Source organism: Salinivibrio sp. ES.052 (genome assembly GCF_900141775.1).
Lineage (GTDB): Bacteria > Pseudomonadota > Gammaproteobacteria > Enterobacterales > Vibrionaceae > Salinivibrio.
In genome coordinates, this window is the sequence record NZ_FSRI01000003.1 from 17211 (window position 1) to 39514 (window position 22304).

The 22304-nt window shown below is 49.0% G+C and carries 20 protein-coding genes and 1 pseudogene; 7 read left to right on the forward strand and 14 right to left on the reverse strand.

Features of this window, described 5'->3' with window-relative positions; all coding sequences use genetic code 11:
* Positions 1–18: 18 nt before the first annotated feature.
* From BUQ98_RS13060 to BUQ98_RS17045, 7 genes are all read right to left on the reverse strand, one after another.
* Positions 19–927, reverse strand: coding sequence for a DUF2861 family protein (locus tag BUQ98_RS13060; RefSeq protein ID WP_254813933.1), 909 nt, complete (start codon positions 925–927; stop codon positions 19–21).
* Complete coding sequence (locus BUQ98_RS13065; RefSeq protein WP_074214252.1) at positions 924–1589, reverse strand: response regulator transcription factor; 666 nt, start codon at positions 1587–1589, stop codon at positions 924–926. The genes BUQ98_RS13060 and BUQ98_RS13065 overlap by 4 nt, the downstream gene beginning before the upstream one ends.
* Positions 1561–3000 (reverse strand): ATP-binding protein, encoded by a 1440-nt coding sequence (locus tag BUQ98_RS13070; protein WP_074214253.1) that lies wholly within the window; start codon positions 2998–3000, stop codon positions 1561–1563. The genes BUQ98_RS13065 and BUQ98_RS13070 overlap by 29 nt, the downstream gene beginning before the upstream one ends.
* Positions 3001–3167: 167 nt before the next feature.
* Positions 3168–4544: a Re/Si-specific NAD(P)(+) transhydrogenase subunit beta gene (gene pntB, locus BUQ98_RS13075; RefSeq protein ID WP_074214254.1), complete on the reverse strand. Its 1377-nt coding sequence runs from the start codon at positions 4542–4544 to the stop codon at positions 3168–3170.
* Between the two features lie 9 nt (positions 4545–4553).
* Complete coding sequence (locus BUQ98_RS13080) at positions 4554–6107, reverse strand: Re/Si-specific NAD(P)(+) transhydrogenase subunit alpha (RefSeq protein WP_074214255.1); 1554 nt, start codon at positions 6105–6107, stop codon at positions 4554–4556.
* A 311-nt stretch (positions 6108–6418) separates the two neighbouring features.
* Positions 6419–6700 carry an HlyU family transcriptional regulator gene (locus BUQ98_RS13085; protein WP_074214256.1) on the reverse strand — a complete coding sequence of 94 codons (282 nt, stop codon included), beginning with the start codon at positions 6698–6700 and terminating at the stop codon, positions 6419–6421.
* 144 nt (positions 6701–6844) lie between these two features.
* On the reverse strand, positions 6845–7018 hold the full coding sequence (locus BUQ98_RS17045) for a hypothetical protein (protein ID WP_175566321.1): 174 nt from the start codon (positions 7016–7018) through the stop codon (positions 6845–6847).
* A gap of 348 nt (positions 7019–7366) precedes the next feature.
* Here BUQ98_RS17045 and BUQ98_RS13090 point away from each other — a divergent pair, with 348 nt between their 5' ends.
* Positions 7367–8299 (forward strand): hypothetical protein, encoded by a 933-nt coding sequence (locus BUQ98_RS13090; protein ID WP_175566322.1) that lies wholly within the window; start codon positions 7367–7369, stop codon positions 8297–8299.
* 229 nt (positions 8300–8528) lie between these two features.
* On the opposite strand, the gene BUQ98_RS13095 is transcribed toward BUQ98_RS13090, so the two are convergent.
* Entirely contained in the window at positions 8529–10277 is a 1749-nt protein-coding gene (locus BUQ98_RS13095) for a bifunctional metallophosphatase/5'-nucleotidase (RefSeq protein ID WP_074214257.1), read from the reverse strand.
* A gap of 107 nt (positions 10278–10384) precedes the next feature.
* Here BUQ98_RS13095 and BUQ98_RS13100 point away from each other — a divergent pair.
* A pseudogene (locus BUQ98_RS13100) lies at positions 10385–11296 on the forward strand (NAD(P)-dependent oxidoreductase); the annotation flags it as partial.
* Between the two features lie 325 nt (positions 11297–11621).
* Positions 11622–12566, forward strand: coding sequence for a ribosome biogenesis GTPase YlqF (ylqF, locus tag BUQ98_RS13105; RefSeq protein WP_074214748.1), 945 nt, complete (start codon positions 11622–11624; stop codon positions 12564–12566).
* A 67-nt stretch (positions 12567–12633) separates the two neighbouring features.
* On the opposite strand, the gene BUQ98_RS13110 is transcribed toward ylqF, so the two are convergent.
* The 4 genes from BUQ98_RS13110 to nrdD all read right to left on the reverse strand — a co-directional run bounded on the left by BUQ98_RS13110 (position 12634) and on the right by nrdD (position 18704).
* Complete coding sequence (locus BUQ98_RS13110) at positions 12634–14625, reverse strand: methyl-accepting chemotaxis protein (protein WP_074214259.1); 1992 nt, start codon at positions 14623–14625, stop codon at positions 12634–12636.
* 170 nt (positions 14626–14795) lie between these two features.
* Positions 14796–15980 carry an amino acid aminotransferase gene (locus BUQ98_RS13115; protein WP_074214260.1) on the reverse strand — a complete coding sequence of 395 codons (1185 nt, stop codon included), beginning with the start codon at positions 15978–15980 and terminating at the stop codon, positions 14796–14798.
* A gap of 74 nt (positions 15981–16054) precedes the next feature.
* Positions 16055–16552, reverse strand: coding sequence for an anaerobic ribonucleoside-triphosphate reductase-activating protein (nrdG, locus tag BUQ98_RS13120; RefSeq protein ID WP_074214261.1), 498 nt, complete (start codon positions 16550–16552; stop codon positions 16055–16057).
* 10 nt (positions 16553–16562) lie between these two features.
* Positions 16563–18704, reverse strand: a complete 2142-nt coding sequence (nrdD, locus tag BUQ98_RS13125) for an anaerobic ribonucleoside-triphosphate reductase (protein WP_074214262.1) — start codon at positions 18702–18704, stop codon at positions 16563–16565.
* Positions 18705–18988: 284 nt separating this feature from the next.
* Between nrdD and BUQ98_RS13130 the strand changes: the two genes are divergently transcribed.
* The 4 genes from BUQ98_RS13130 (at position 18989) to BUQ98_RS13140 (ending at position 21494) form a co-directional block, all read left to right on the forward strand.
* Complete coding sequence (locus BUQ98_RS13130; protein WP_175566323.1) at positions 18989–19900, forward strand: endonuclease/exonuclease/phosphatase family protein; 912 nt, start codon at positions 18989–18991, stop codon at positions 19898–19900.
* Positions 19901–20009: 109 nt separating this feature from the next.
* A complete protein-coding gene (locus BUQ98_RS17050) occupies positions 20010–20156 on the forward strand; it encodes a hypothetical protein (RefSeq protein WP_175566324.1) in 147 nt (48 codons plus the stop codon).
* 96 nt (positions 20157–20252) lie between these two features.
* A complete protein-coding gene (locus BUQ98_RS13135) occupies positions 20253–20570 on the forward strand; it encodes a hypothetical protein (RefSeq protein WP_074214263.1) in 318 nt (105 codons plus the stop codon).
* Between the two features lie 129 nt (positions 20571–20699).
* Positions 20700–21494 carry a DUF2797 domain-containing protein gene (locus BUQ98_RS13140; protein WP_074214750.1) on the forward strand — a complete coding sequence of 265 codons (795 nt, stop codon included), beginning with the start codon at positions 20700–20702 and terminating at the stop codon, positions 21492–21494.
* Positions 21495–21615: 121 nt separating this feature from the next.
* Here the strand turns inward: BUQ98_RS13140 and BUQ98_RS13145 are convergent, their stop codons facing one another.
* Positions 21616–21840 carry a DUF3389 family protein gene (locus tag BUQ98_RS13145; protein WP_074214264.1) on the reverse strand — a complete coding sequence of 75 codons (225 nt, stop codon included), beginning with the start codon at positions 21838–21840 and terminating at the stop codon, positions 21616–21618.
* Entirely contained in the window at positions 21830–22294 is a 465-nt protein-coding gene (locus BUQ98_RS13150) for a hotdog fold thioesterase (protein ID WP_074214751.1), read from the reverse strand. Before BUQ98_RS13150 ends, BUQ98_RS13145 begins: the two co-directional genes overlap by 11 nt.
* Between the last annotated feature and the right edge of the window lie 10 nt (positions 22295–22304).

The window sequence follows — 22304 nt, forward strand, 5'->3', positions numbered from 1 at the left end:
ACAGGTCTAAACGCCGTTTTATTCGTTATCAGCATCAGGTGCAATGGCATCCAGAGCCCCTGGCTCCAAGTCTGGTAGATCCATTGCGCGTCCGATGCGTTGCACTTCTTCTATCGACAGTGCGCCTTGCCAACGACGTTCAATCAAGGCAACACTGAACCAATACTGCCCATTAGGCACATCCAGCATCGGTAACTGGGTAGGCAGCCGCTTATGCTTTTCTGCTGACCAAATCGGGGCACCATCTGGTTTATTTTGGGGATAGAGGTTAAGCGTCAGAAAGGGACGCTGACAGGTCGAGTTAAAGTCGTCAAACGGAGCAATATGCCAACTTCTTGTGTCTTTCCAGCTAAGGGTTTGGCGAGGCTGAGGCTGAGTCAGGAGTAACCAGCTCGACCAATGTTTACCGGAGACTGACTCAGCAGCCAATTGATAAAGCCCCTCTGATACAGGCTCGGATAGTCCATCTTGCGTCAGACGCCAACGATGCTGTTGCGTCGCCGATAAATCGCCGCTAATAACGGTTTGGTCAGGCCACTTCTTTAGCGTGAGTGCGTCAACACCCGCTTGCGATTCACCAGACACTTGAAGACGATAATAGACTCGGCTGGTCGTTTGAATGGTTTCTCGACGAATGGAGAGATTACTCAACCAATCGGGTAACGTCTGCTGACTCAAACTGCGTCCACAGTCTTCAGTTATCGCTAGCGATAACAACTGCGCCAAGTGATCCTGCTCTGCCGCAGAGAGGTCAGATTGCTGCCAAGCTTCAATCATAGCCTCAACACTCGCCGCCGTTTGTCCTTTCAATAGGCGTTGATGGGCCGTCGTTAACGCGTCATTACCATCAAACCAAGCGGCCTGTACGCCACCAGCACCCAGTATTGTGGGTAAGACGCCGAGAATAACCCACTTCTTGGCCATCATGCTTTCATACGATAGCCAACACCGCGCAAGGTCTCTATATTGACCGATGGTAGCTTCTGCCGCAGTTGCAAAATATGAGTATCTACTGTGCGTGTCGTGGGATAATGGTTGTACCCCCAAACTTGATCGAGCAACTCATCACGCGTAAACACACGACCAGCGTTTTTGGCTAAGAAATGCAGTAAATCAAATTCAGTGCGGGTCAATGTGATTTCTTCTTCACCACCAAAGACAGCGCGGCTCGCCGTATCGATTCGGACATCATTAATAACAATATCATCACTCGAGGCCTCAACTTCCCCGACGGGGTTGCGAAGGTGGACACGTACACGCGCTAACAGCTCGGCCTCTGCAAAGGGCTTGGTGATGTAATCAGTGGCGCCAGAGTCTAATCCGCCAACACGGTCGCGCACAGAAACCATTGCCGTTAGTAAGATGACGGGAATGGTTTTCAATTTATTCCAGTCGGCTAGCCATTCGATTGAATCACCTTCAGGCAGTTGACGATCAAGGATAACAAGATCCGCATCACGCCATAACTCAGCGACTTTCGTCGCACTCTCTGCATATAAGCAGCGATAGCCTGCTTGTTCCAAGCTTGCCAACAAGCCATCAGCTAGGTTGGCATCATCTTCAACCAGAAGTAACGTCGGTTGCGTCACAATGAATCTCCAAAGTAAATGTAGTGGGAGGCCCAGATAGGATTAACTTACCCCCCATGCGCTCAATCATGGATTCCACAATTGTCAGCCCGAGCCCAAGCCCACTTTGGCTAACAAAGGGTTTACGAATATGCTTCCAATCCTTGGCATTGAGATCACCTTGATCACGTATCGCAATCGTAAAACGATCCGCTAACACCTGTGCATGAACTTCAACGGGTGCAACACCATATTTGACCGCATTGGCAATCAAATTGTTCAATGATGTTGTCAGCCAGTACACATTAGCCCGCACAGCGCCATCTTGACTCACTTGTAAGGTCACTTGGTGTTCATCACAAATGTAACCCAGCCACTCTTCGACCGATGGGATCGTTTCTTTGCTTAGTGGCTTTTGGTTTGACTGTAAATAGTCTTTACTCGCCTCAGCTAACTGTTTCAGGCGTCTTGAATCTTCACAAAGGCGGCGAAACTCATCATAAAACGGATCCGGTAAGGCGTCGAATTTACGCCGAAAGCCCTCCACGGTCATCGACAAGCTCGCGATCGGTGTACGTAGTTCATGCGTCAATATTTGTAACACCAGCATGCGCTCTTGCATCAACCGACGCTGTACTGTCCATCGGTTAAACGCCCACCCGCCGAGCGCAATCAAGTTGATAATAATCAATGCACCCACCAAATAGGGCCAATAGCTGGGCGCTTTTTCCTCATTCCAACAAATATTACCCACACGAGCCAAACAAAAGTCTTGCTTCCCGCGAGGAGTTAGACGCAAATCAAACGCTGCCAGTAAAGGTTGCCACTGCTGGGCGGGATATAAATGATAATAGCTACCAACACGCACCCACATTTCATCATGACTGATTAATGCTTCTGCTCCACCGTTCAACGCTTCAACCGCATCCGACTCCATTCTCTGTAGCCTGCCTAATAGGCTGTCCGGTGTGGCTTGTGGACGCTCTTGAATATGAAAAAATCGCATTAATTCACTACGCCGTGCTGGAAATTGCTCGGCATACTTGGCCGCATAACTCCCGCCTCCAGGATGAATAAAACCAGAACGAGAAAACCAAGCAACAGGTAGCTGAGTGTTGTTACACATGGCCCGAGTAAAAACCAGCGGTTCAGTGACTTTCGGATTCACCGGCCATGGCCCTTGGCATTTTTGAGCTGCCTGATAAAGACGTCGAATATCTTTCAAGGGATAGTTGGCGGTCTGCGGCAACAAACTGTCTGGGCTCAGCAGAACGCGTGGAAAAGCACGATTAATACCAATCAGATTATAGCGTGCAATAGGATCAGCCAAGAGCAACTGAGCCCGAAACGCAGTCATTTGTTCCGAAAATGTACTCGCCGCTGAGGCTGGCCAGACTATCAGCGTGAGAATGATTAGCAGCAGATTTCGCATGCTAATAAGCTTACCATTAAAACTTACAAAAATGTCAGTGGTATGTAAGTTCGGTCAGTTGTGGGTCGTCGAGAGCACCGACGCTTATTGGCTCTTAAAGTAGCATCTCTCCCATAAAAAAAAGAGCCAGTCGGAACTGGCTCTTCGCAAGATAACAAATCGTTCGATTACAGCGCTTTAAAAATCGCTTCAACGCTTTGTTTCGCGTCCCCGAACAGCATGCTACTGTTATCTTTAAAGAACAGCGGGTTTTGTACCCCTGCATAGCCTGTATTCATAGAACGCTTAAACACCACGACATTTTTGGCGTTCCAAACCTCAAGGACCGGCATGCCCGCAATGGGGCTAGACGGATCATCGGTGGCGGCAGGGTTTACCGTATCATTCGCACCAATAACCAAAACCGTATCAGTTTCAGGGAAATCATCATTAATTTCATCCATCTCCAATACAATGTCGTACGGCACCTTGGCTTCAGCAAGCAATACATTCATGTGTCCTGGCAAACGCCCCGCAACAGGATGGATTGCAAAACGCACATCAATACCCATTGAACGCAGTTTATCTGTGATTTCGTAGACGGGATATTGTGCTTGTGCCACTGCCATACCATAACCTGGTGCGATAATGACACGGTTTGACTCTTTGAGCATTTCTGCCACGTCTTCGGCTGTGCTCTCACGGTACTCACCCACTTCCTCATCACCGGAAGATGCGGAACCATCAGAACCAAAGCCACCGGCGATCACACTAATGAATGAGCGGTTCATCGCTTTACACATGATGTAAGACAGAATGGCCCCCGATGAGCCCACCAGTGCGCCGGTAACAATCAACAGATCGTTCGCCAGCATAAAGCCTGCTGCAGCCGCAGCCCAACCAGAGTAGGAGTTCAGCATCGACACCACCACGGGCATGTCTGCACCACCAATCGAGGCCACCAGATGATAACCAAACGCGAGCGCAATAATGGTCACTACAATCAGTGCAAAAGTTGAGCCTTCTGCGTTGACAAAGCTAATCAGCAATAAGAACGAGACCACGACAGCGGCTAAATTAAGCTTATGGCGATGTGGCAACATCAGGGCCTTGGAAGAAATCACGCCACGTAGCTTACCAAAGGCAACGATCGAGCCTGTAAAGGTAATCGCACCGATAAAGACACCGAGGAAAATCTCAACCAAGTGGATATTAAGCATCGCACCCGTCAGCGGTGGGTGATCAATATAGGTATTAAAGCCCACCAATACCGCAGCCAGACCCACAAAGCTGTGTAGCATCGCCACCAGCTCTGGCATTTCTGTCATTTCTACGCGCTTGGCGTAATAAATACCGATCGCGCCACCAATGACCATGGCCAGAATGATCCAGCCCACACCTTGCACTTCAGGCCCCCAGATCGTCGCAACCAGAGCGATCGCCATCCCGGTAATGCCGTAATAGTTACCCGCGCGCGCTGACTCTTGCTTTGATAGCCCAGCCAAACTGAGAATAAAACAGAGCGCAGCGACAATATACGCAGCTTGTACCAATCCTTCAGACATTCTTTCTCCTTACCCTTTACGGAACATTTCAAGCATGCGCTTTGTAACAGTAAAGCCGCCAAATATATTGATACTGGCGATCAACACGGCAATGAACGCAAGGACAGTCACAAAACCAATGCCTTGCCCTACCTGCAACAACGCCCCCACGATGATGATGCCAGAGATCGCATTGGTCACTGACATCAGCGGGGTATGTAGCGCGTGGGTAACATTCCATACCACGTAATAGCCCACGACACAGGCCAATACGAAAACGGTAAAATGCGAGAGGAACTCACTGGGAGCATAGTTCGCCACCCAACCAAACGCCCCGGCCGCGACGGCCATCAGGCCATATTTGGTCGCACGGGACATCTTTTTAGCTTCCGGTTTCGGGGCAGGTTGCGCTTTAGGCTCTGCTTTCGGTTGCGCGGAGACTTGGATAGGCGGCGCTGGCCAGGTGACGTCGCCTTCTTTGATCACGGTGACGCCACGCACGACCACATCGTCAAAATCAATGTTGATGTTGCCGTCTTTTTCTTTGCAAAGCAGTTTAGTGAGGTTAACCAAGTTAGTCGCATAAAGCTGTGACGATTGCGTCGGTAAACGACCGACCATATCGGTGTAGCCAATCACTTTCACTCCATTGGGGGTGGTGATCACTTGGTCTTTTTCGGTGTATTCACAGTTACCGCCATTGGCTGCGGCCAAATCGACAATCACGCTGCCCGGCTGCATGCTATCGACCATTTCTTTGGTGATCAGCGTGGGCGCCGGTTTGCCTGGGATCAATGCCGTCGTAACAATGATATCAACATCTTCTGCTTGCTGCGCATAAAGCTTTTCTGCCGCCTGATTAAACTCGTCAGACATTTCTTTGGCATAACCATCGCCACTGTCTGAATTGTCTTGTTTAAAGTCGACTTCTAGAAACTCCGCGCCCATGCTCTCGACTTGTTCTTTCACTTCAGGACGAACATCAAAAGCACGGACAATCGCCCCCAAGCTACCGGCTGCGCCAATCGCCGCTAGCCCAGCAACGCCAGCCCCCGCGACAAACACTTTCGCAGGCGGTACTTTACCCGCCGCCGTGATTTGTCCGGTAAAGAAGCGACCAAATTCATGCGCGGCTTCAACCACCGCACGATAGCCGGCGATGTTCGCCATTGAGCTTAGCGCATCCAATGATTGCGCCCGTGAAATCCGGGGGACCGAATCCATGGCCATCACGTTAACGTTACGCGCTGACAGGCGCTCGAGTAATTCTTCGTTCTGAGCGGGCCAAATAAAGCTCACCAAGGTGGTACCCGCTTGGAGCAGCGCCACTTCATCTTGGCCAGTTTCTTCAATCACGCCTGGTGCATTAACTTTAAAGATGATATCAGACTGCCAGGCAGCGTCTGTATCAACAATGCTCGCCCCAGCTTGTTCGTACGCAGTGTCTTCAAAGCTTGCTTTTTCGCCTGCTCCCTTTTCTACTACGACGTCAAAACCGAGCTTAATGAGCTGTTCAACCGACTTGGGTGTCGCAGCTACCCTCGTTTCATTAACGAGCCTCTCTTTTGGAACACCAATCTGCATAGCTATTCCCTGAATGTTGGCTTATAAGAAATTTTTTCGTTATCACAGGCGCTAAAACCGCGACCTGGAATAGGTTCACTGACAAAAATAAGCGTTCCAAGCGATTTTATTCACTTATCACGTCGTTGCGGTCTGTTGTCAGTATTTCGTGCTTAGCAACGCAACAGTGTTAACTTAACGAGTTTATTCCTTAATCACCACAGGGCGGGGATCGCTATTGGGGTATAAATGTGATCTGGGCTACACTTTATCCGAATTAATTGCTCATATTTATGCATTATTTTTGCTATGGCGCGATTCGTTGAATCCCCTCAATCAAATAACCGATCGCCATTTTGGTCAATCATCATTTTTGCCTTTGTTACCATCAAACTGTTGGCATCGTCCTGACTTCCCAGCAAATCCGAGCGAATAAACATATGAGTCAACACCTTGTCATCAAGCTGTTTGCAAATGCGGCCACTGACACGATACTGGCCATGTTCGGCAGTCGACTCAGGGTAAATCAAATAGCCTTGATATTCTGTGGGGCTGACTGACGCTTGTGGTTGTTTTTCGCTTCCCTTGGAAAACAGTGCGGAGAACCATCCCATTTTTTTTACTCCTCAATTGATCGCATTCGTCGGCTCAGTGAGCCACTCATTTTAGATAACCACTCGGGAGCGATTAAAACACAAATAAAAAAACGCCACATCTCGATGATGTGGCGTTTCGTGTTCTATCCGTTTAAAGTCGTCTTATCGGTTTATGCCGATATCACGCTGCAAATGAGCCGGTAAACGACTGGCATCATAAGCGGGAGCGTGCGTGTTGCTGGTGAACAACACATCCATGGCATGAGCGATCAGTCCTTTGATTGTTACCGCGTAAGATCGACGAGAACGGGTCATATTAACCGTTGCAGTCGTCATAAGATCCTCGCTTTGTTGTCTAAATCACTCGAGACAGATTATAAGGTGCTTCCCTTAGATTTAAACTGATGAAAATTAGACCAATGCATTAGTTTTTCTAATCTTTATGTTGGGTGCGTCGTTACGTATTCATAATGTTAAGTTGCAGTAAAATAAGCCGATCGTTTATCTTCATTACCGACCATCAATGAACTCAGTTTGTCTGTTTAAAACCATGCGTCGTTCCCGTATTCTGTCTGGTTTTTTATACGACATAACGTATTAATCATTGAAAAAGGTTATATTTCACTCGAATACTTGTGCAAACCTGATAACATCGTGATTACACATGTGACCAAGGTGTTGACCATGCTCGCGTTTCTTGCCAAACATTCTGCGTTGTGTCTTTTTATTGCTGCATTGATCGGTTTTGCATTCCCAACACTGTCGTTGGCCTTGTTTCCGTTTTTACCCTATGTATTGTTCGCTTTGATGCTGTTTACATTACTTGGTATCCATCAGGGTCTATTAGTGAAAGCGTTAGCCCATTGGCAAGTCTGGGTGTACGCATTTGTTCACTCAGTATTACTCACCTTGCTAACTTGCTCTCTCGCGTGGCTGTTAGGGGCTTCAGCGCCTCTATTACTGGCGATCAGTGGCATTTGCGCGACAGGGTCTTTGTTTGCAACGCCTGCCATTATTCGGTCTTTGGGGATGGATGCGCTGATTGCCATGGCGTATACCATTGCTTCAACATTGCTGATGCCCGTGGTTTTGTTTATTAACCTCACTTTTCTATCCGGTGACGCGTTTTCACTGGATCTGCAAAGCTATGCGGTACGGTTGGTGATCTTCATTTTTGGGCCCATGCTGTTTGCCGCACTTTTTCACGCACTGATCAAACCGGAAAAGCTCAAACGTATCCACAGTAAACTGGCACAGTTTACTATCGTGCTGGTGTTCAGTTTTCCATTAGGGCTAGTGGGGCCATTCGGGGCAATGTGGCAAAACGATTCAGGCTACGCGTTGGAGCTTTTAGCCATTTCAGTCGCAATTTGCATACTTTTTTTCATCATTGCGTATGGGCTGTATCGCAAACAGGGGCGGGAGGCGAGCATGATCGCCGCCGTATCGGCGGTTAATAGGAATGTGCTGCTAACGTACACCGTTGCCGGTGCCGCACTCGGGCCGGCATTTCTGCCTTTAATCGGTGCCATACAGCTGCCGATTTATTTACAACCATTGCTGGTGCGCTGGGGAGCCAGGCTGAAGCAAGCTCCCCCGCAATCTGCGGATCAGTAGATAGGTTAAATGACCGGCACAAAGTACACAATCGATGCCCAAGCCACCAACCAAAAACTGATCAAGCCGATATCAAACCAATCACGTTTTTCCATAACCCCTCACCTTTCGATAGTGTGTCGATCAATTCAGGTTCACTACATGTATCGACAATCTTGTCAAAAACTTAAACGGCAATTGCCTGCCGTAAACACCAAGCTAACTATCAATAAGCAAGGGATAGGCCAAGTTATTCACCCCAACAGGTTTTTTTCTCGCCAGGCGTAGGGAGATAACACACCAAAGGACCAGCCGGAAGCGCTAACACCGGTTGCTGGCGAGCATAATGGATAAAGCACTCCGCCATGGATAAGCCAATCGAGCGGCGGAGGCCGGTTTGAATCGCATCGTATCCTTCTTTTCCTTGGGCGGTATAAGATGACGACACACCTGTGTATTGTCGCTCATTATCTATGGCTATCCAGTGATTACCGCGCTTTATCTCGAGTTGTGTTACCCGCGCACCCATCGGCTGCCACGCTTCGTAGCGATAGCGTATATCGGCGCAATACGGAAAACTGCCTGACCCGAGGCCCGTCATGCCATTGTCTGTGGCATTGTTGATTGCGCCTTCAATCGCACGACGGATCTGTGCCCCGGTTACCTGGTAGGCGATCACGTCGATAGCAAACGGTAACAACGCGCCTGCAATTAAAGCGGCCGAGAGCGGCCCGGCGTTTAAACTGACTCTCACGCCACCCGCATTATGAATAGCAAAATCGGCTTCAATACCTTGCTCACGAGCCGCCCATAAAAAGCTTTCTGTCACCAGCGGCGCCACTTCGCTGCCGCCCTCGCTGTCAGGCACGCGTACATGACGGAGTCGTTGCGGCACATATGTGACAACGTCACTTTCTAGTTGCGCCACATGGGGACGGTAGGTGCGCTGTAGATACTGTTTCAACGCGAGATCACTGGGTAATATCAGTACATTGTCTTGTCGGTTAAGATAGCTTCTTACTGCTTGATACGAGCCTTCGGTCAATTGCTGTTCCCGCGAGGCATCCATCGCGAGACTGCGCCCGAGCAACAAGTAATTTTGACCATCAAAGGCAACTGGCCGACCGTTTTCATCGATAGATAACGTAAAGCGACCGATGGCTTGCGCATGGCAACCCGCTTGCACAATCCAGGTATCATTGACTTTATAGCCGTAGGGATCTTCTTTCGCCAAACCAAGGTTTTGAAAGTCTCCCTGCAGCACATGGGTATGTCCTCCCACAATCACATCAATCCCATTAACCGCAGCCGCTAATTCCTTGTCTTTGTCATAACCCAAGTGGCTCAATAGAATAATGGTGTTCACGCCTTGTTGACGCAAAAAAGCCACGGTGTTTTCAGCGATGCGTGTTGCAGGCAAGAAAGGAGTATCATGATCAGGGTGTGCCAATGCCGCCATTTGCTCAACCGCTAAACTGAAGATGCCCACTTTGTGTCCGGCATAGGTTTTAATGAGTGTACTCGCGCGCTCCTCCGGGGCGATGTATGGCAGTAAAGCGGGTTTCTCACTGACGCGCTTGTCCTTGTCTTTTGACTCATCCGCCACATGCCAATTCCCCGCAAGCAATGGGAATTGAATATCATCAAGAAAGTCAGCCACGGGGCCATTCCCTTGGTCAAGCTCGTGATTACCAATCGCCATCGCATCAATACCGAGTCGATTCAGCAAATCTGCATTCGCCTTACCTTTGAACAAGGAGTAATACAGAGTCCCTTGAAAGCAATCACCTGCGTGCAGAAAAAGGAATGCATGGTCATCTTGCTTAGCCTGCTCACGAAAATGTGCCACGGCTGAAGCAATGCGTGCGAACCCGCCGCTATTGGCATAAACCGGTGTCGCATTATCATCCAAGTTTAGCGAGACAGGCGTGGACTCAAAGTGAGAGTGCGTGTCGTTAATATGGGCAATCGTTAACGAGAAAGGTTGTCGTGCTGTCATAATTATCCGTGTTACAACACAAAAAAGGATGATACAAGCTTAACATTGACACATGCAAGAAAGGTTAAGTTTCTGATAAATTAACGACAACGAAACGACAAGGAAGCAAGATGACCATGCAAGTTAACAATATCAAGGTGGCCTTTATTGGCCTAGGCGTGATGGGCTTTCCAATGGCTGGGCACCTTCAGCGCCACGGCTACCCAACTTGCGTCTATAACCGAACCACCCGCAAAGCCGAAGCTTGGTGCGACGCCTATTCAGGCACATATGGAATAACGCCAGCCGAAGCTGTAGCTGATGCTGATATCGTCTTTATGTGCGTGGGAAACGATGATGACGTACGCAGTGTGGTGTATGGCGATATTGGCGTGTTAGCCAATATGAAAAAAGGCAGTACGCTAGTCGATCACACCACCACCTCTGCCGAGCTAGCCCTTGAGTTGGCACAAGTATGCGAGCGTCAAGGCCTGAGCTTTCTCGATGCCCCCGTCTCAGGCGGCCAAGCCGGTGCGGAAAAAGGCGCACTCACCATTATGGTCGGTGGCACCCCTAATGTGTTCAGTGACGTTGAACCGGTCATGAACGTCTATGCCAGCGCAATCCAGCATATTGGCCCGCATGGCAGTGGCCAGCGCTGCAAGATGGCTAACCAAATATGTATTGCCGGCGTCTTACAAGGCTTATCCGAGGCACTCACCTTCGCGCAATCCGCTGATCTCGATATCGAAAAGATGATCAATGCCATTAAGCACGGGGCCGCAGGCTCTTGGCAAATGGAAAATCGTGCTTTGACCATGGCAGAAGACAGTTTTGATTTTGGCTTTGCGATTGATTGGATGCGTAAAGATCTGGGCTTTTGTTTAGAAGAAGCCGCCAAGTTAGGCGTGGGACTTCCCTTAACCGAGCAGGTGGATCAACAGTATAACAAGTTACAAGCGCGCGGCTATGGCCGTTGCGACACCTCGGTCCTGATCAAGCAGTTTGATACAGATACCAAACCATCTTCATCGACCTGATCCAAACACGCGCCTTTCCTCGGCACCTGAGGCCGAGGAAAGGCGAAACAAGGTGTATACTAAAGTTAATCCATAAGGAGGGTTGCAATGACAGCTATCTATGTAATCTGCGCCATCGCCATGATGATTGGCCTGTTCACCTTATACGCCCCCTTTATTGAAAAATGGTGTGATAAGCAATTAAGCCCGAGAAAGAAAGATACGTAGTTATTCACACCTGCCCTCGCTTTTCTCATCCCTCTGATTAAGTGGTATGATGCGCGCCATTCTTGCGCCACTGACTGATATCGTGTTGGCGCACTGGCATCAGCAAGGTTGTACAAACATGGTTAACAACAAAATCCAGTGGTTTCCCGGGCATATGCATAAAGCTCGCAAGGAGATCGAAGAGGTCATCCCCAAGATCGACGTGATCATCGAGGTGCTCGATGCGCGCATTCCCTTTAGCAGTGAAAACCCGCTAATTCGCTCTCTGCGTGGCGATAAGCCGGTGATCAAGGTACTGAATAAACGCGATCTAGCCGATCCGACGATGACCGAGATGTGGATGGCTCACCTAGAAAAAGAGCAAGGCGTGTCGGCGATGGCAATCACTACCTCACACCCGCATGAAGTCAATCAAATCATGGATCGCTGCCGCTCACTCGCCCCACACCGTGAAACCATGGGAAAAAACATTCGCTCGATGATCATGGGGATCCCCAACGTCGGCAAGTCCACCATTATTAATAGCCTTGCTGGCCGAGTGATAGCCAAAACCGGCAACCAACCCGCGGTGACGCGCCAACAACAGCGGATCAACCTGCAAAACGGCGTGGTACTATCCGATACACCTGGGATTTTATGGCCAAAGGTTGAGAACCCACACAGCGGTTTTCGCCTCGCGGCAACGGGCGCCGTTAAAGACACGGCAATGGATTATGACGAAGTCGCCTTTTATACCGTGGAATACTTAGCGAGCGCCTATCCCGAGCGACTGCAAGAACGCTATCAACTCGATGCATTACCCGAAACAGACATTGAGTTAATGGAAGCGATTGGTGCCAAACGCGGTTGTTTGCGCGCTGGCGGTCGTGTCGATCTCCATAAAGCCTCGGAAGTGCTATTACACGACTTACGCGCTGGTGCGCTGGGTGGTCTCACCTTAGAGAAACCGGATATGATAGAGACCGAGCTGGTGCAAGTAGAAGAAGACAACACCCGTCGGGAACAAGAAAAAGCCGAAAAAAAAGCAGCACGCCGTAAGCGTTATCTCAAAAATAAGCGTTAACACGGCCGGTTACATGACAACCAGTCACATGCCAAAGGGGCATTCGGCCCCTTTGGCAAGGATGTAGCTAGACTTTAAATTGCCCCACTAATTGTTGCAACGCCGTATTTGCCGCTTGTAAATCGTGTGCACGCTGCTCTGTAGTTTGCCCATGTTGATGCAGCTTGGCAACGATATCACGGATAGACGTCATGGTTTGGCTGATGTCTTCAGTGACCTGGCTTTGCTCGGTAGCCGCCGTGGCGATTTGCGTACTTAGCTCGTCAACCTGCGTCACCGATTGGGTCATGGTTTCAATCCGCTGCTCAACCTGTTGGCTACGATCTGAGGATGACACGCACTGCTCTCTGGTCTCTTGCATGGATTGACTTGCCTGTGTCACGGCGTCGCTTACCTGTGCCAACATCTTATCGACTTCACCCGTGCTCTGTTGCGTCCGCGAGGCTAAGTTTCTTACCTCATCCGCAACAACCGCAAAGCCTCGTCCCTGATCGCCCGCCCGAGCCGCTTCAATCGCCGCATTCAAGGCAAGTAAGTTAGTCTGTTCCGCAATATCACCAATCACGCCAAGTATGGATTCAATCGCTTTAGTATGGTCTCGCATTTGCGCAACTTTTTGCTCGCTGGTTTCCACGTTATCGACGAGGGCTAAGACACTGCGTGTCGATGCCTGAGTCTCTTCACGCGCTTGCTGGGCTTCTGATTGCATCTGACGCGTGACATCATGGCTTTGATTAACGTTTTCCGCGACATCAGAGGCAGAGGCACTCAGCTGATTAATCGCGGTGGCAACGCCTTCTGTTTCTCTCACATGGGCGTCTAACGTCGATAAGGTTTGGCTAGCATCATGACTGATTTGCTCAACATAGTTCGAACAGGTTTGATTTGCGCTCATCACTTTCTGTACTAAGTCTTGCAAATAAGCAATAAATTCATTCACTGAATGAGAAATGCTATCCAGCTCATCATCGCCTTTTGTCGGCAATCGTAGTGTGAGATCCGCATCGCCTGAAGATAAGCTATCCACATTTTGCTTAAATGTCGCAAAGCGGCCATGAAGTCGCTTAAACGCAATGAGCATGACCACGAGCAATAAGCCGATCAGAGGTAACTGGATCCAAGCAAGGGTGGTGAGAATTTTATCGCTCAGCGCCGTGAGTGATGAGGTTGGTTTGGCAACGACGAGCGTCCATGGCGTACCAGATACTGGCGACAGCAATAAGGTTTGCTCCTGGTCTTGACCTTGAAAGGTCAAACGTTGCGTTTGTTGATTCAGAGCCGTATCAATGGCCTTGGCGAAAGGCGTGTTAAAACGTGAGACCGATTTAAGTACATCGTCACGCGTGAAACCACCACGGCTTTGACTCAGGATCTTTCCATCGGATTCCACAATGGCAATGTTGGCATCTAATGCTTTTTGCTTTTCCGAGACCAGTTGATTGAAAAAACCAAGCGTGACATCAATGGTCGCCACACCATATAAATTGCCTTTCTGATAAATCCCCATGGCACAGTTGGTACGAGGCTGAGCACTGGCACCATCTTTATAAGCATTGGCCCAAACGCATTCTCCTTTGGGTGCATTTTGACCGGCACGGTGCCAAGGTTGGGTGTAATAATTCGGGGCCTCGTCACTGTTCCAGTAGGTATTCTCAATCAGTTGCCCGCTATTATCACGATGATAAAAGGTGGAGGCACGATCAACGCCTGAGAGACGTTTATTAGGTAGCGGCCATATGCCTCCCCCAAATACCAAAGGGTTGCCGTATTGATCAATAAGGTGCGGTAGTTGGGTATCGATTTGGCCACTGGTTAAGGTTGGGATAAGTTGCGTAATGGCACGCTGCTGCGCTTTTACCTCACGAAGTGCAAAGGTAATATCGCGCCCCACTTCATTCAGGTTCAGTTTAAGTCTTTCTTCTCCCTCTTTTTTTAGCGTTGGTGCAATCCATGTCTGTATGCTAAAAACAGTCAGGATCGTCGCGATCAGTAAAAAGACGATCAATCCGATACTGTATCGACCTTGTATCGTGGCAAACGGTGATCGAGTCGTTTTCATGAAAATATTCCCTATTTACGAACAGCTCAGTTGCTCACATCACCATACTTTTGTGTGCCAAGAAAAGCATGGGGGATCGTCACATTATGTGTGCGCTGTTATAAAAAAGCCCGTCGTACCGAAGTATGACGGGCGTATGCTAATGCCTCGATGTGATTGAATATTAGCTGCTATGACGTCACGTCCACCAGCGCATCAGCCAGTCTATCAATGTGGCGTTCAGCCAAACCGGCAATATTAATGCGACTATCCCCTACCGCATAGACGCCGTGCTTATCTCGCAGCTGATTGATCTGATCACCAGTCAAGCCAAGCACGGAAAACATGCCACGATGGTGCTGAATAAAGTCAAAATAACCATCACCGGTACGGTCGCGCAGTGCTGACGTCAGCCCTTCACGCAATGCGTTGATACGGGTATTCATCGCCTCAATTTCATCGCGCCACTGCTTGGTTAAGGTGTTGTCAGTCAGAATTGTCTCAACAATGGCGGCACCGTGATCAGGCGGCATGGTGTAAGTACTACGCGCCAGTTGCATAATGCGTCCTTTCGCATTTTGGGCTTCTTTCGCCGATTTGCCGACAACAATCGCCGCTCCAGTACGCTCACGATACAATCCAAAGCTCTTGGAGCAAGAGGTGGCAATCAGCATTTCCTCAACGTTATCGGCCAGAATACGCAAACCCCGAGCATCTTCTTCTACCCCATCACCAAAGCCTTGATAGGCAATATCCACAAACGGGGTAAATCCGTTGCGATTCGCAAGCTCAGTGATCGCTTCCCATTCTTTTAGGCTGATATCGGCACCGGTAGGGTTATGGCAACAACCGTGCAGCAATACCACATCGTCCGCACCAGCTTGCGACAAAGCGTTAAGCATGACATCGGTATCCACCATTTTGGTGTCACGATTAAAATAGGGATAAAATTTTACCGTCAGACCCGCCGCTTCCATCACCGGCTTATGATTCACATAGCTGGGATCCGTCAACCAGACAGTGGTCACCGGCTTAGCCAAGTTCATCAAATCGGCCAACATACGCAACGCCCCACTTGCGCCTGGGGTTTGCACGGCGGCACAACGCTTATATGCGTCGGTCCCTTTGAGCAAGAGATCAACCATAGCTTGGTTGAAGTTTTCATTACCCGCCAGTCCGACATACGCTTTGGTTTGCTGACTTTGCGCTAATGACTGCTGCGCCGCTTTAACGGCGTGCATGATCGGCGTTTGACCCTGACTGTCACGGTATACGCCAATACCCAAGTCCATTTTGTGCTCACGCGGATCGTCACGATACGCCAGTGACAAGGAGAGAATCGGATCCTGCTGAGCAGGCGAGAGCAGATCTAACATAGTATTACGTCCTTTTAAGCTTGGATGCTCAAGATACGCTATACCCTACCCCATGCGGGAAAATTGGCAACCTCTTAACCATGATTCTCTTGCCCTTTCCGGGCCCGCTCGGACAGAAAGTGTACGTATTGGTTGGCACTTCCCCGCCACACCAAATTAGGATCGGCTTCATCTTGAATAAACTTGCCGTCAATCAATACATCAACCAAATCGACAACATCTCGCTGTTTTGGTGACAGTTCTGCCAATGTATAGCCTGTCCACAGCCAAATGTCTTTGCTCGGTGCTCTAGCTACCACTTCTTGTAACAATTCTTTTACACTGTCGAGATTAGCGGGATGAAGTGGATCACCACCGCTTAACGATAACCCTCGGCGCGGGATCCGTGTATCGAGTAAATCTTGGACAATTTGCTCTTGAATCAGGTCAGTGAATGGATGGCCGCTTTTTAGCGGCCACGTGGCTTTATTGTAACAACCTCGGCATTGATGCTCACAACCAGAGACAAACAAGGTACAACGCGTGCCCGGCCCATTAACAATGTCGACCGGGATATATTGGTGATAATGCACGTTATGCTCCCTACATATGCTTAACGCGGCGGATCACTTCCTGCTGCTTACCCGGATTAAATGGCCGCGTATCTGGACTACCCAGATAGCCACAGACTCGACGAGTAACCGATACTCTTGCAGGGTCGTGATTACCACAGGCTGGGCAGGTAAAGCCTTTACTGGTGCAATCAAACTCACCGGTAAAACCACATTCATAACATTCATCGATTGGCGTATTGGTGCCATAATACGGCACACGATCATAGCTATAGTCCCAGACGTTCTCCAGCGCTTCTAAATTATGCTGAATATTGGGGTATTCCCCATAGCAAATAAACCCACCATTAGCCAAGCGCGGATAGTCCATCTCAAAATCGATTTTGTCGTAAGGCGTGACTTGTTTTTCCACGTCGAGGTGAAAACTATTGGTGTAGTACCCTTTATCCGTCACCCCTTCAAGCACACCAAACGCTTGGGTATCGAGCTGACAAAAACGGCTACATAGGTTCTCACTTGGCGTGCTATATAGACTAAATCCATAGCCTGTCTCTTCTTTCCAACGCTCGGTTGCATCATGTAAGTAAGCCACAATGGCTTTGGCTTTCTTTTGTTTTACCACGCTGTCGTAAATATGCGGTGCGTTATCGTACAGCGCATTGATGGTCTCGTGCAGACCGATATAACCCAATGAAATCGATGCTCGACCATGTTTGAAGATCTCACTGACTTCATCATCAGGATTAAGTCGGATCCCACATGCCCCTTCCATATATAAAATGGGCGCCACGCGGGCTTTGACCCCTTTAAAACGCGCAATGCGGGTGTCGAGGGCCTGGCGTGCAATACTTAATGTCGCATCCAGGCGCGCATAAAAGGCGTCTTCATCCCCTTCTGCCTCAATCGCTAAACGGGGCAGATTAATGCTGACCACACCTAAATTATTGCGCCCTTCGTGGATCAACTCACCGTTTTCTTCATAGGCACTTAAAAAGCTTCGGCATCCCATTGGGGTCTTAAACGAGCCGGTCACCGATACCACTTGGTCATAGTTAAGAATATCGGGGTACATCCGTTTTGAGGCGCACTCAAGCGCCAGTTGCTTGATATCATAGTTCGGTTCGCCAGTCTGTCGGTTTAAGCCTTCACGAATACAAAACACCAGTTTCGGGAAGACTGCTGTTTTGCGATTTTCGCCCAAGCCAGCAATACGGTTAGCCAAAATAGCGCGCTGTACCGCCCGCGAAGACCAAGATTCACCCAAGCCTAATCCGAAGGTGACAAAGGGAGTCTGTCCATTGGCAGTATGTAAGGTGTTCACCTCGTACTCCAAGGATTGAAACGCGTCAAAACACTCTTTGTCCGTTCTCGCATGCGCATAAGCTTCAGGTTCACTAATCGACCACTCGCGGGCAACCAATAAGTGCTTTTGATAACTGGCTTCAACATAAGGGGCGAGCACTTCATCAATGCGGTTGATCGTCGTGCCCCCGTATATGTGGCTGGCTACTTGGGCGATAATTTGTGCCGTCACGGCCGTTGCGGTCGAGATAGACTTCGGTGGGGCAATTTCTGCATTGCCCATTTTAAAGCCTTTTTGCAACATACCGGCCAAATCAATCAGCATGCAATTAAACATGGGAAAGAAAGGCGCGTAGTCTAAATCGTGGTAATGGATTTCGCCCGATTCATGCGCTCTGACGACCGCACTAGGCAACATATGTTGCTTAGCATAATGCTTGGCGACAATCCCCGCGAGTAAATCACGCTGAGTAGGAATCACCTTACTGTCCTTGTTGGCGTTTTCGTGCAGCAATTCGGTGTTGGTTTGCCCCACCAGCCCTTGCACTTCATGGTTAAGTCGACCTCTACGCTCGCGCGCAATGTCCCTATCATGGCGGTATTCAATGTAAGCGCGCGCGACGGCTTTATGCGGGCCGGCCATCAGCACGTCCTCAACGGCATATTGGATATGGTCAATATCCACTTCGGCATCGCCGGCAAATTGAGTCGCAATACGATCCGCTAAGCGACAAATCGCTTCATCGGTTAATTGACACGGTTCAGCGTCCCGCTGCGATTGGGCTGATTCTCGCGCACACGTCACCGCTTGGACGATACGATCTGCATCAAAGGGGACGCGTGTTCCGTCGCGCTTAATTACCGCTGGCATATGCCCTCCACACCATATATAGGATTATAAAAACACCACAAACACAAGATGTGGCATTAGATAGCAAGTAGGGGGGCAATTGTGTTGACTCAGATCATCGAACGTTCGAATAAGCCAAGCAGGCCGATCAAATGCCTATCTGTTCCACAATCTCGCTGATCTTTGTTGTGACAATTGTTAGTTAAAATCAAACTTTGTCCGCAGTTTGATCGACAATTCACCAGAGCTAACGATATTTCAAGTAAGATCACAGTGGTGGGTCAAATATTAAGGTAAGAGCAATCGTGCTTCGACTTGTAGGGCTGTTAGTGCTGATTGGGGTATACGCGACACCAAGCTATGCGTTCACAGTAGCAACATGGAATTTTGAATGGCTGACCTTGAAAGGCGACCAACGAGCAGGTATCCGCCATGCAGACGATTACCAGCAACTTGCAGCAATATTCTCTCGACTTTCGCCTGACGTCTTAGCATTTCAGGAAGTCGACAGCCCTGACGCGCTAGCACGTGTCGTACCTAAAGAGAAATACAACTACTACTTTTCCGATCGCTACACCGAGTTAAAACCTTCACAGCAAAGCCAACAATTAACCGGTATTGCCGTACGAAAAGAGTGGCAAGTCGAAGATCCGAATGATCTACGCGAGATTGCCCTACCCGGCTTTTTTGGGGTACCTGCTTTGCGATATGGGGCCTACCTGGTCATTACTCCCCCCAACCAAGAGCCGATTCATATGATGTCGGTGCATCTAAAGTCTGGCTGTTTTCACCAGTCCCAAGGGACACGCAGCTGTGACAAACTTGGCAGGCAATTTAAAGCATTGGCGCAATGGGTCGCTGATCGTGGCGATAAAAACGTGATCATTGCAGGCGATTTCAATCGCTATATTGGTGAGAAAAATGACCCATTTTGGCAAAGATTTAACACTCACCGACTTGAAATTGCCCCTCGCTCACCGCACATTATCAATGTGACAAAGAACGTGCGAGCACGCTGTAAAGCGCGTCGCTACAACTGGCGAACCCAAGCATGGAACCAGGTCATGTACAGCCGCTTAGTTGATCATATTTTAGTGTCTCAGCCACTGACATCACGATGGCAATATAGCTTTCAGCATCATTTTGCTTATCATAACGTCATGACATATCGACTCAGCGATCACTGCCCAGTGGTGGCCAAGTTCGAAAGCCATTGACCGATGAAGAAAAGATTGCGAAAGTCGAGCCATCGTTGTCATGGAATTGACACATAATGCCGTTAGCCTCCAGCAATGTGATGGCTTAAAGGTCACAAAGGAGAAGAAAATGGATATTTTACAACACCAGGTCATCCCCACCGATGACGATCTATTGGCAAATTACCTTGATGATGCCTCTGCGTCTTCGAGTAGCCAGACGGTGACGGGTAAAAGCGACGTATTTAGTGATGATATCGAAGACGCCACCCGTTAACTTGGTGTCGACCAATGCTGTTTTAACACCACGCTGACAACGACAAACCAGACGATTGATAAGTTGTCAGCAAATTCATCCACGTATCGATATGTTATGAAAAAAGTCCTTTCTGCCGCGCTACTTTGCGTATCGTTCCTATCATCCCAAGCCTTTGCCGCACCAGAATTGATTGCTAAATCAACACTGGATTTTGGCGACTTTCAAAAAACGGCTAATGTGGAGATCCAAGGTAATATCCAAGAGGATGTGCTTCGTCTTGCCGAACGTGGGGTGGAAAAAGAAAATGCTGACTATTTTGTGATTGACCAAGTCAGCGAAGATACCCAGAAAGATTTACTGGTGGTATCAGTCACCCTTTACCGTGAATCCGCGACCGAAAATCAAAAGACCGTCGAAGATAGGCTCGGATAACCCTCACCATCATATCGTCTAGGTAGGCGTTTTCCTACGTCTACCTACCTTACTCCCTAGGCTCGCGTTTGCTACACTCCTGCTCTTTACAACGATAAGAGCAATGTCGTGATTGGAACCCTCAATAAGATGCGCACAGAAGCCGGCGCACAGATCCAGTATTTTCTCCGCGTAGGAGAGCAAGAGCTACACCTCAATCCTCTACTAGGCCATACGTTAACCCTCACACACACAGGAAATATCTTCTGTGATGCCTGCGGTCGAAAAACCAAAAAAAGCTATTCACAAGGGCACTGTTACCCCTGTATGAAGAAGCTAGCCCGCTGTGATATGTGCATTATGAAGCCCGAAACCTGTCATTATGCACAAGGGACGTGCCGCGAACCTGAGTGGGGCGAGCAGTTCTGCATGACCGACCATATTGTCTATCTCGCCAACACCTCCGGCTTAAAAGTCGGGATTACGCGAGCAAACCAAATGCCAACTCGCTGGCATGACCAAGGTGCCACGCAAGCACTGCCCGTTTTTCGGGTTAAAAGCCGTCATGTCTCCGGGCTGGTTGAAGTTGCAATGGCAGAGCATGTTGCCGACAAAACGAATTGGCGTGCAATTTTAAAAGGTGATAACGAAATGTTAGATCTTCATCAACAGGCGGCCCGACTCACACAGGCAGTGGAGACGCAATTAGCCGAGATACGGTTGCAGTTTGGTGCGGATGCTATCTTACCAGCAGACTTAGATGCACTGACCATCAAGTACCCTGTCACCGAACACCCAAGTAAAATCAGCTCGCATAACTTTGATAAAAACCCAGAAGTGAGCGGTATATTGAAAGGGATAAAAGGCCAGTATTTAATTTTCGATACGGGCGTGATCAATATTCGCAAATTCACCAGCTACGAAATCACTGCCTCACACGGGTAACGGAAGCATCATTATCAAACCGTGCAAGCCTACACACATGTTTGCACGGTATTTGTCTTTTATAGCCAAGCGAATATTGTCGAGAGCAAAGCCTCTCGCTACCACGTCACGTTAGCACGCGTTATTGTGGTTGAATCCCTGTGATATCGGTAATGGCCTCAATGTTTTCCTGACGCAAAGGAAATGACCAGCGTACATCACCCGCATCCGCGACCAACATATTGGCACTGGCGATGATCTGCAAAGCATCCGACTGTACATGCAGTGTCGCTTTCAGAGCAGGCAGCTTTATCACTACTTCATGCGCAGTCACAATCAGCTTTCCTTGTTCAATATCAACGACCATGATGAGACACGCCTTGAGAAGAAGAGGTAACCCGTTTATCGGTCAGTACTGCCATCGTTAAGCGGCTCACACAAACATCACGCCCTCGCTCATCACTCAGAACAATACTCCACACTTGGGTCGTTGCACCTAAATGAATAGGATTGGCCACTCCAGTGACAACACCTGACCGCATCGCCCGTAAATGGTTGGCATTAATATCCAACCCGACACAATATTTTTCTTCCGGCACACACATATTAGCAGCCAATGACCCCAAGGTTTCAGCCAACACGACAGACGCTCCACCGTGCAACATACCGAGAGGCTGATGAGTATGTGGCGCCACTGGCATGGTGCCCGTTAAACTGTTGTCATCAAACGCCGTGTAGGTGATCCCCAAGTGCTCAACCAGTGTGTTAGCCGATGAGGCGTTTAGCCCCTCTAACGACATCGCTTTTTTCCAAATGCTCACAACTTCCTCG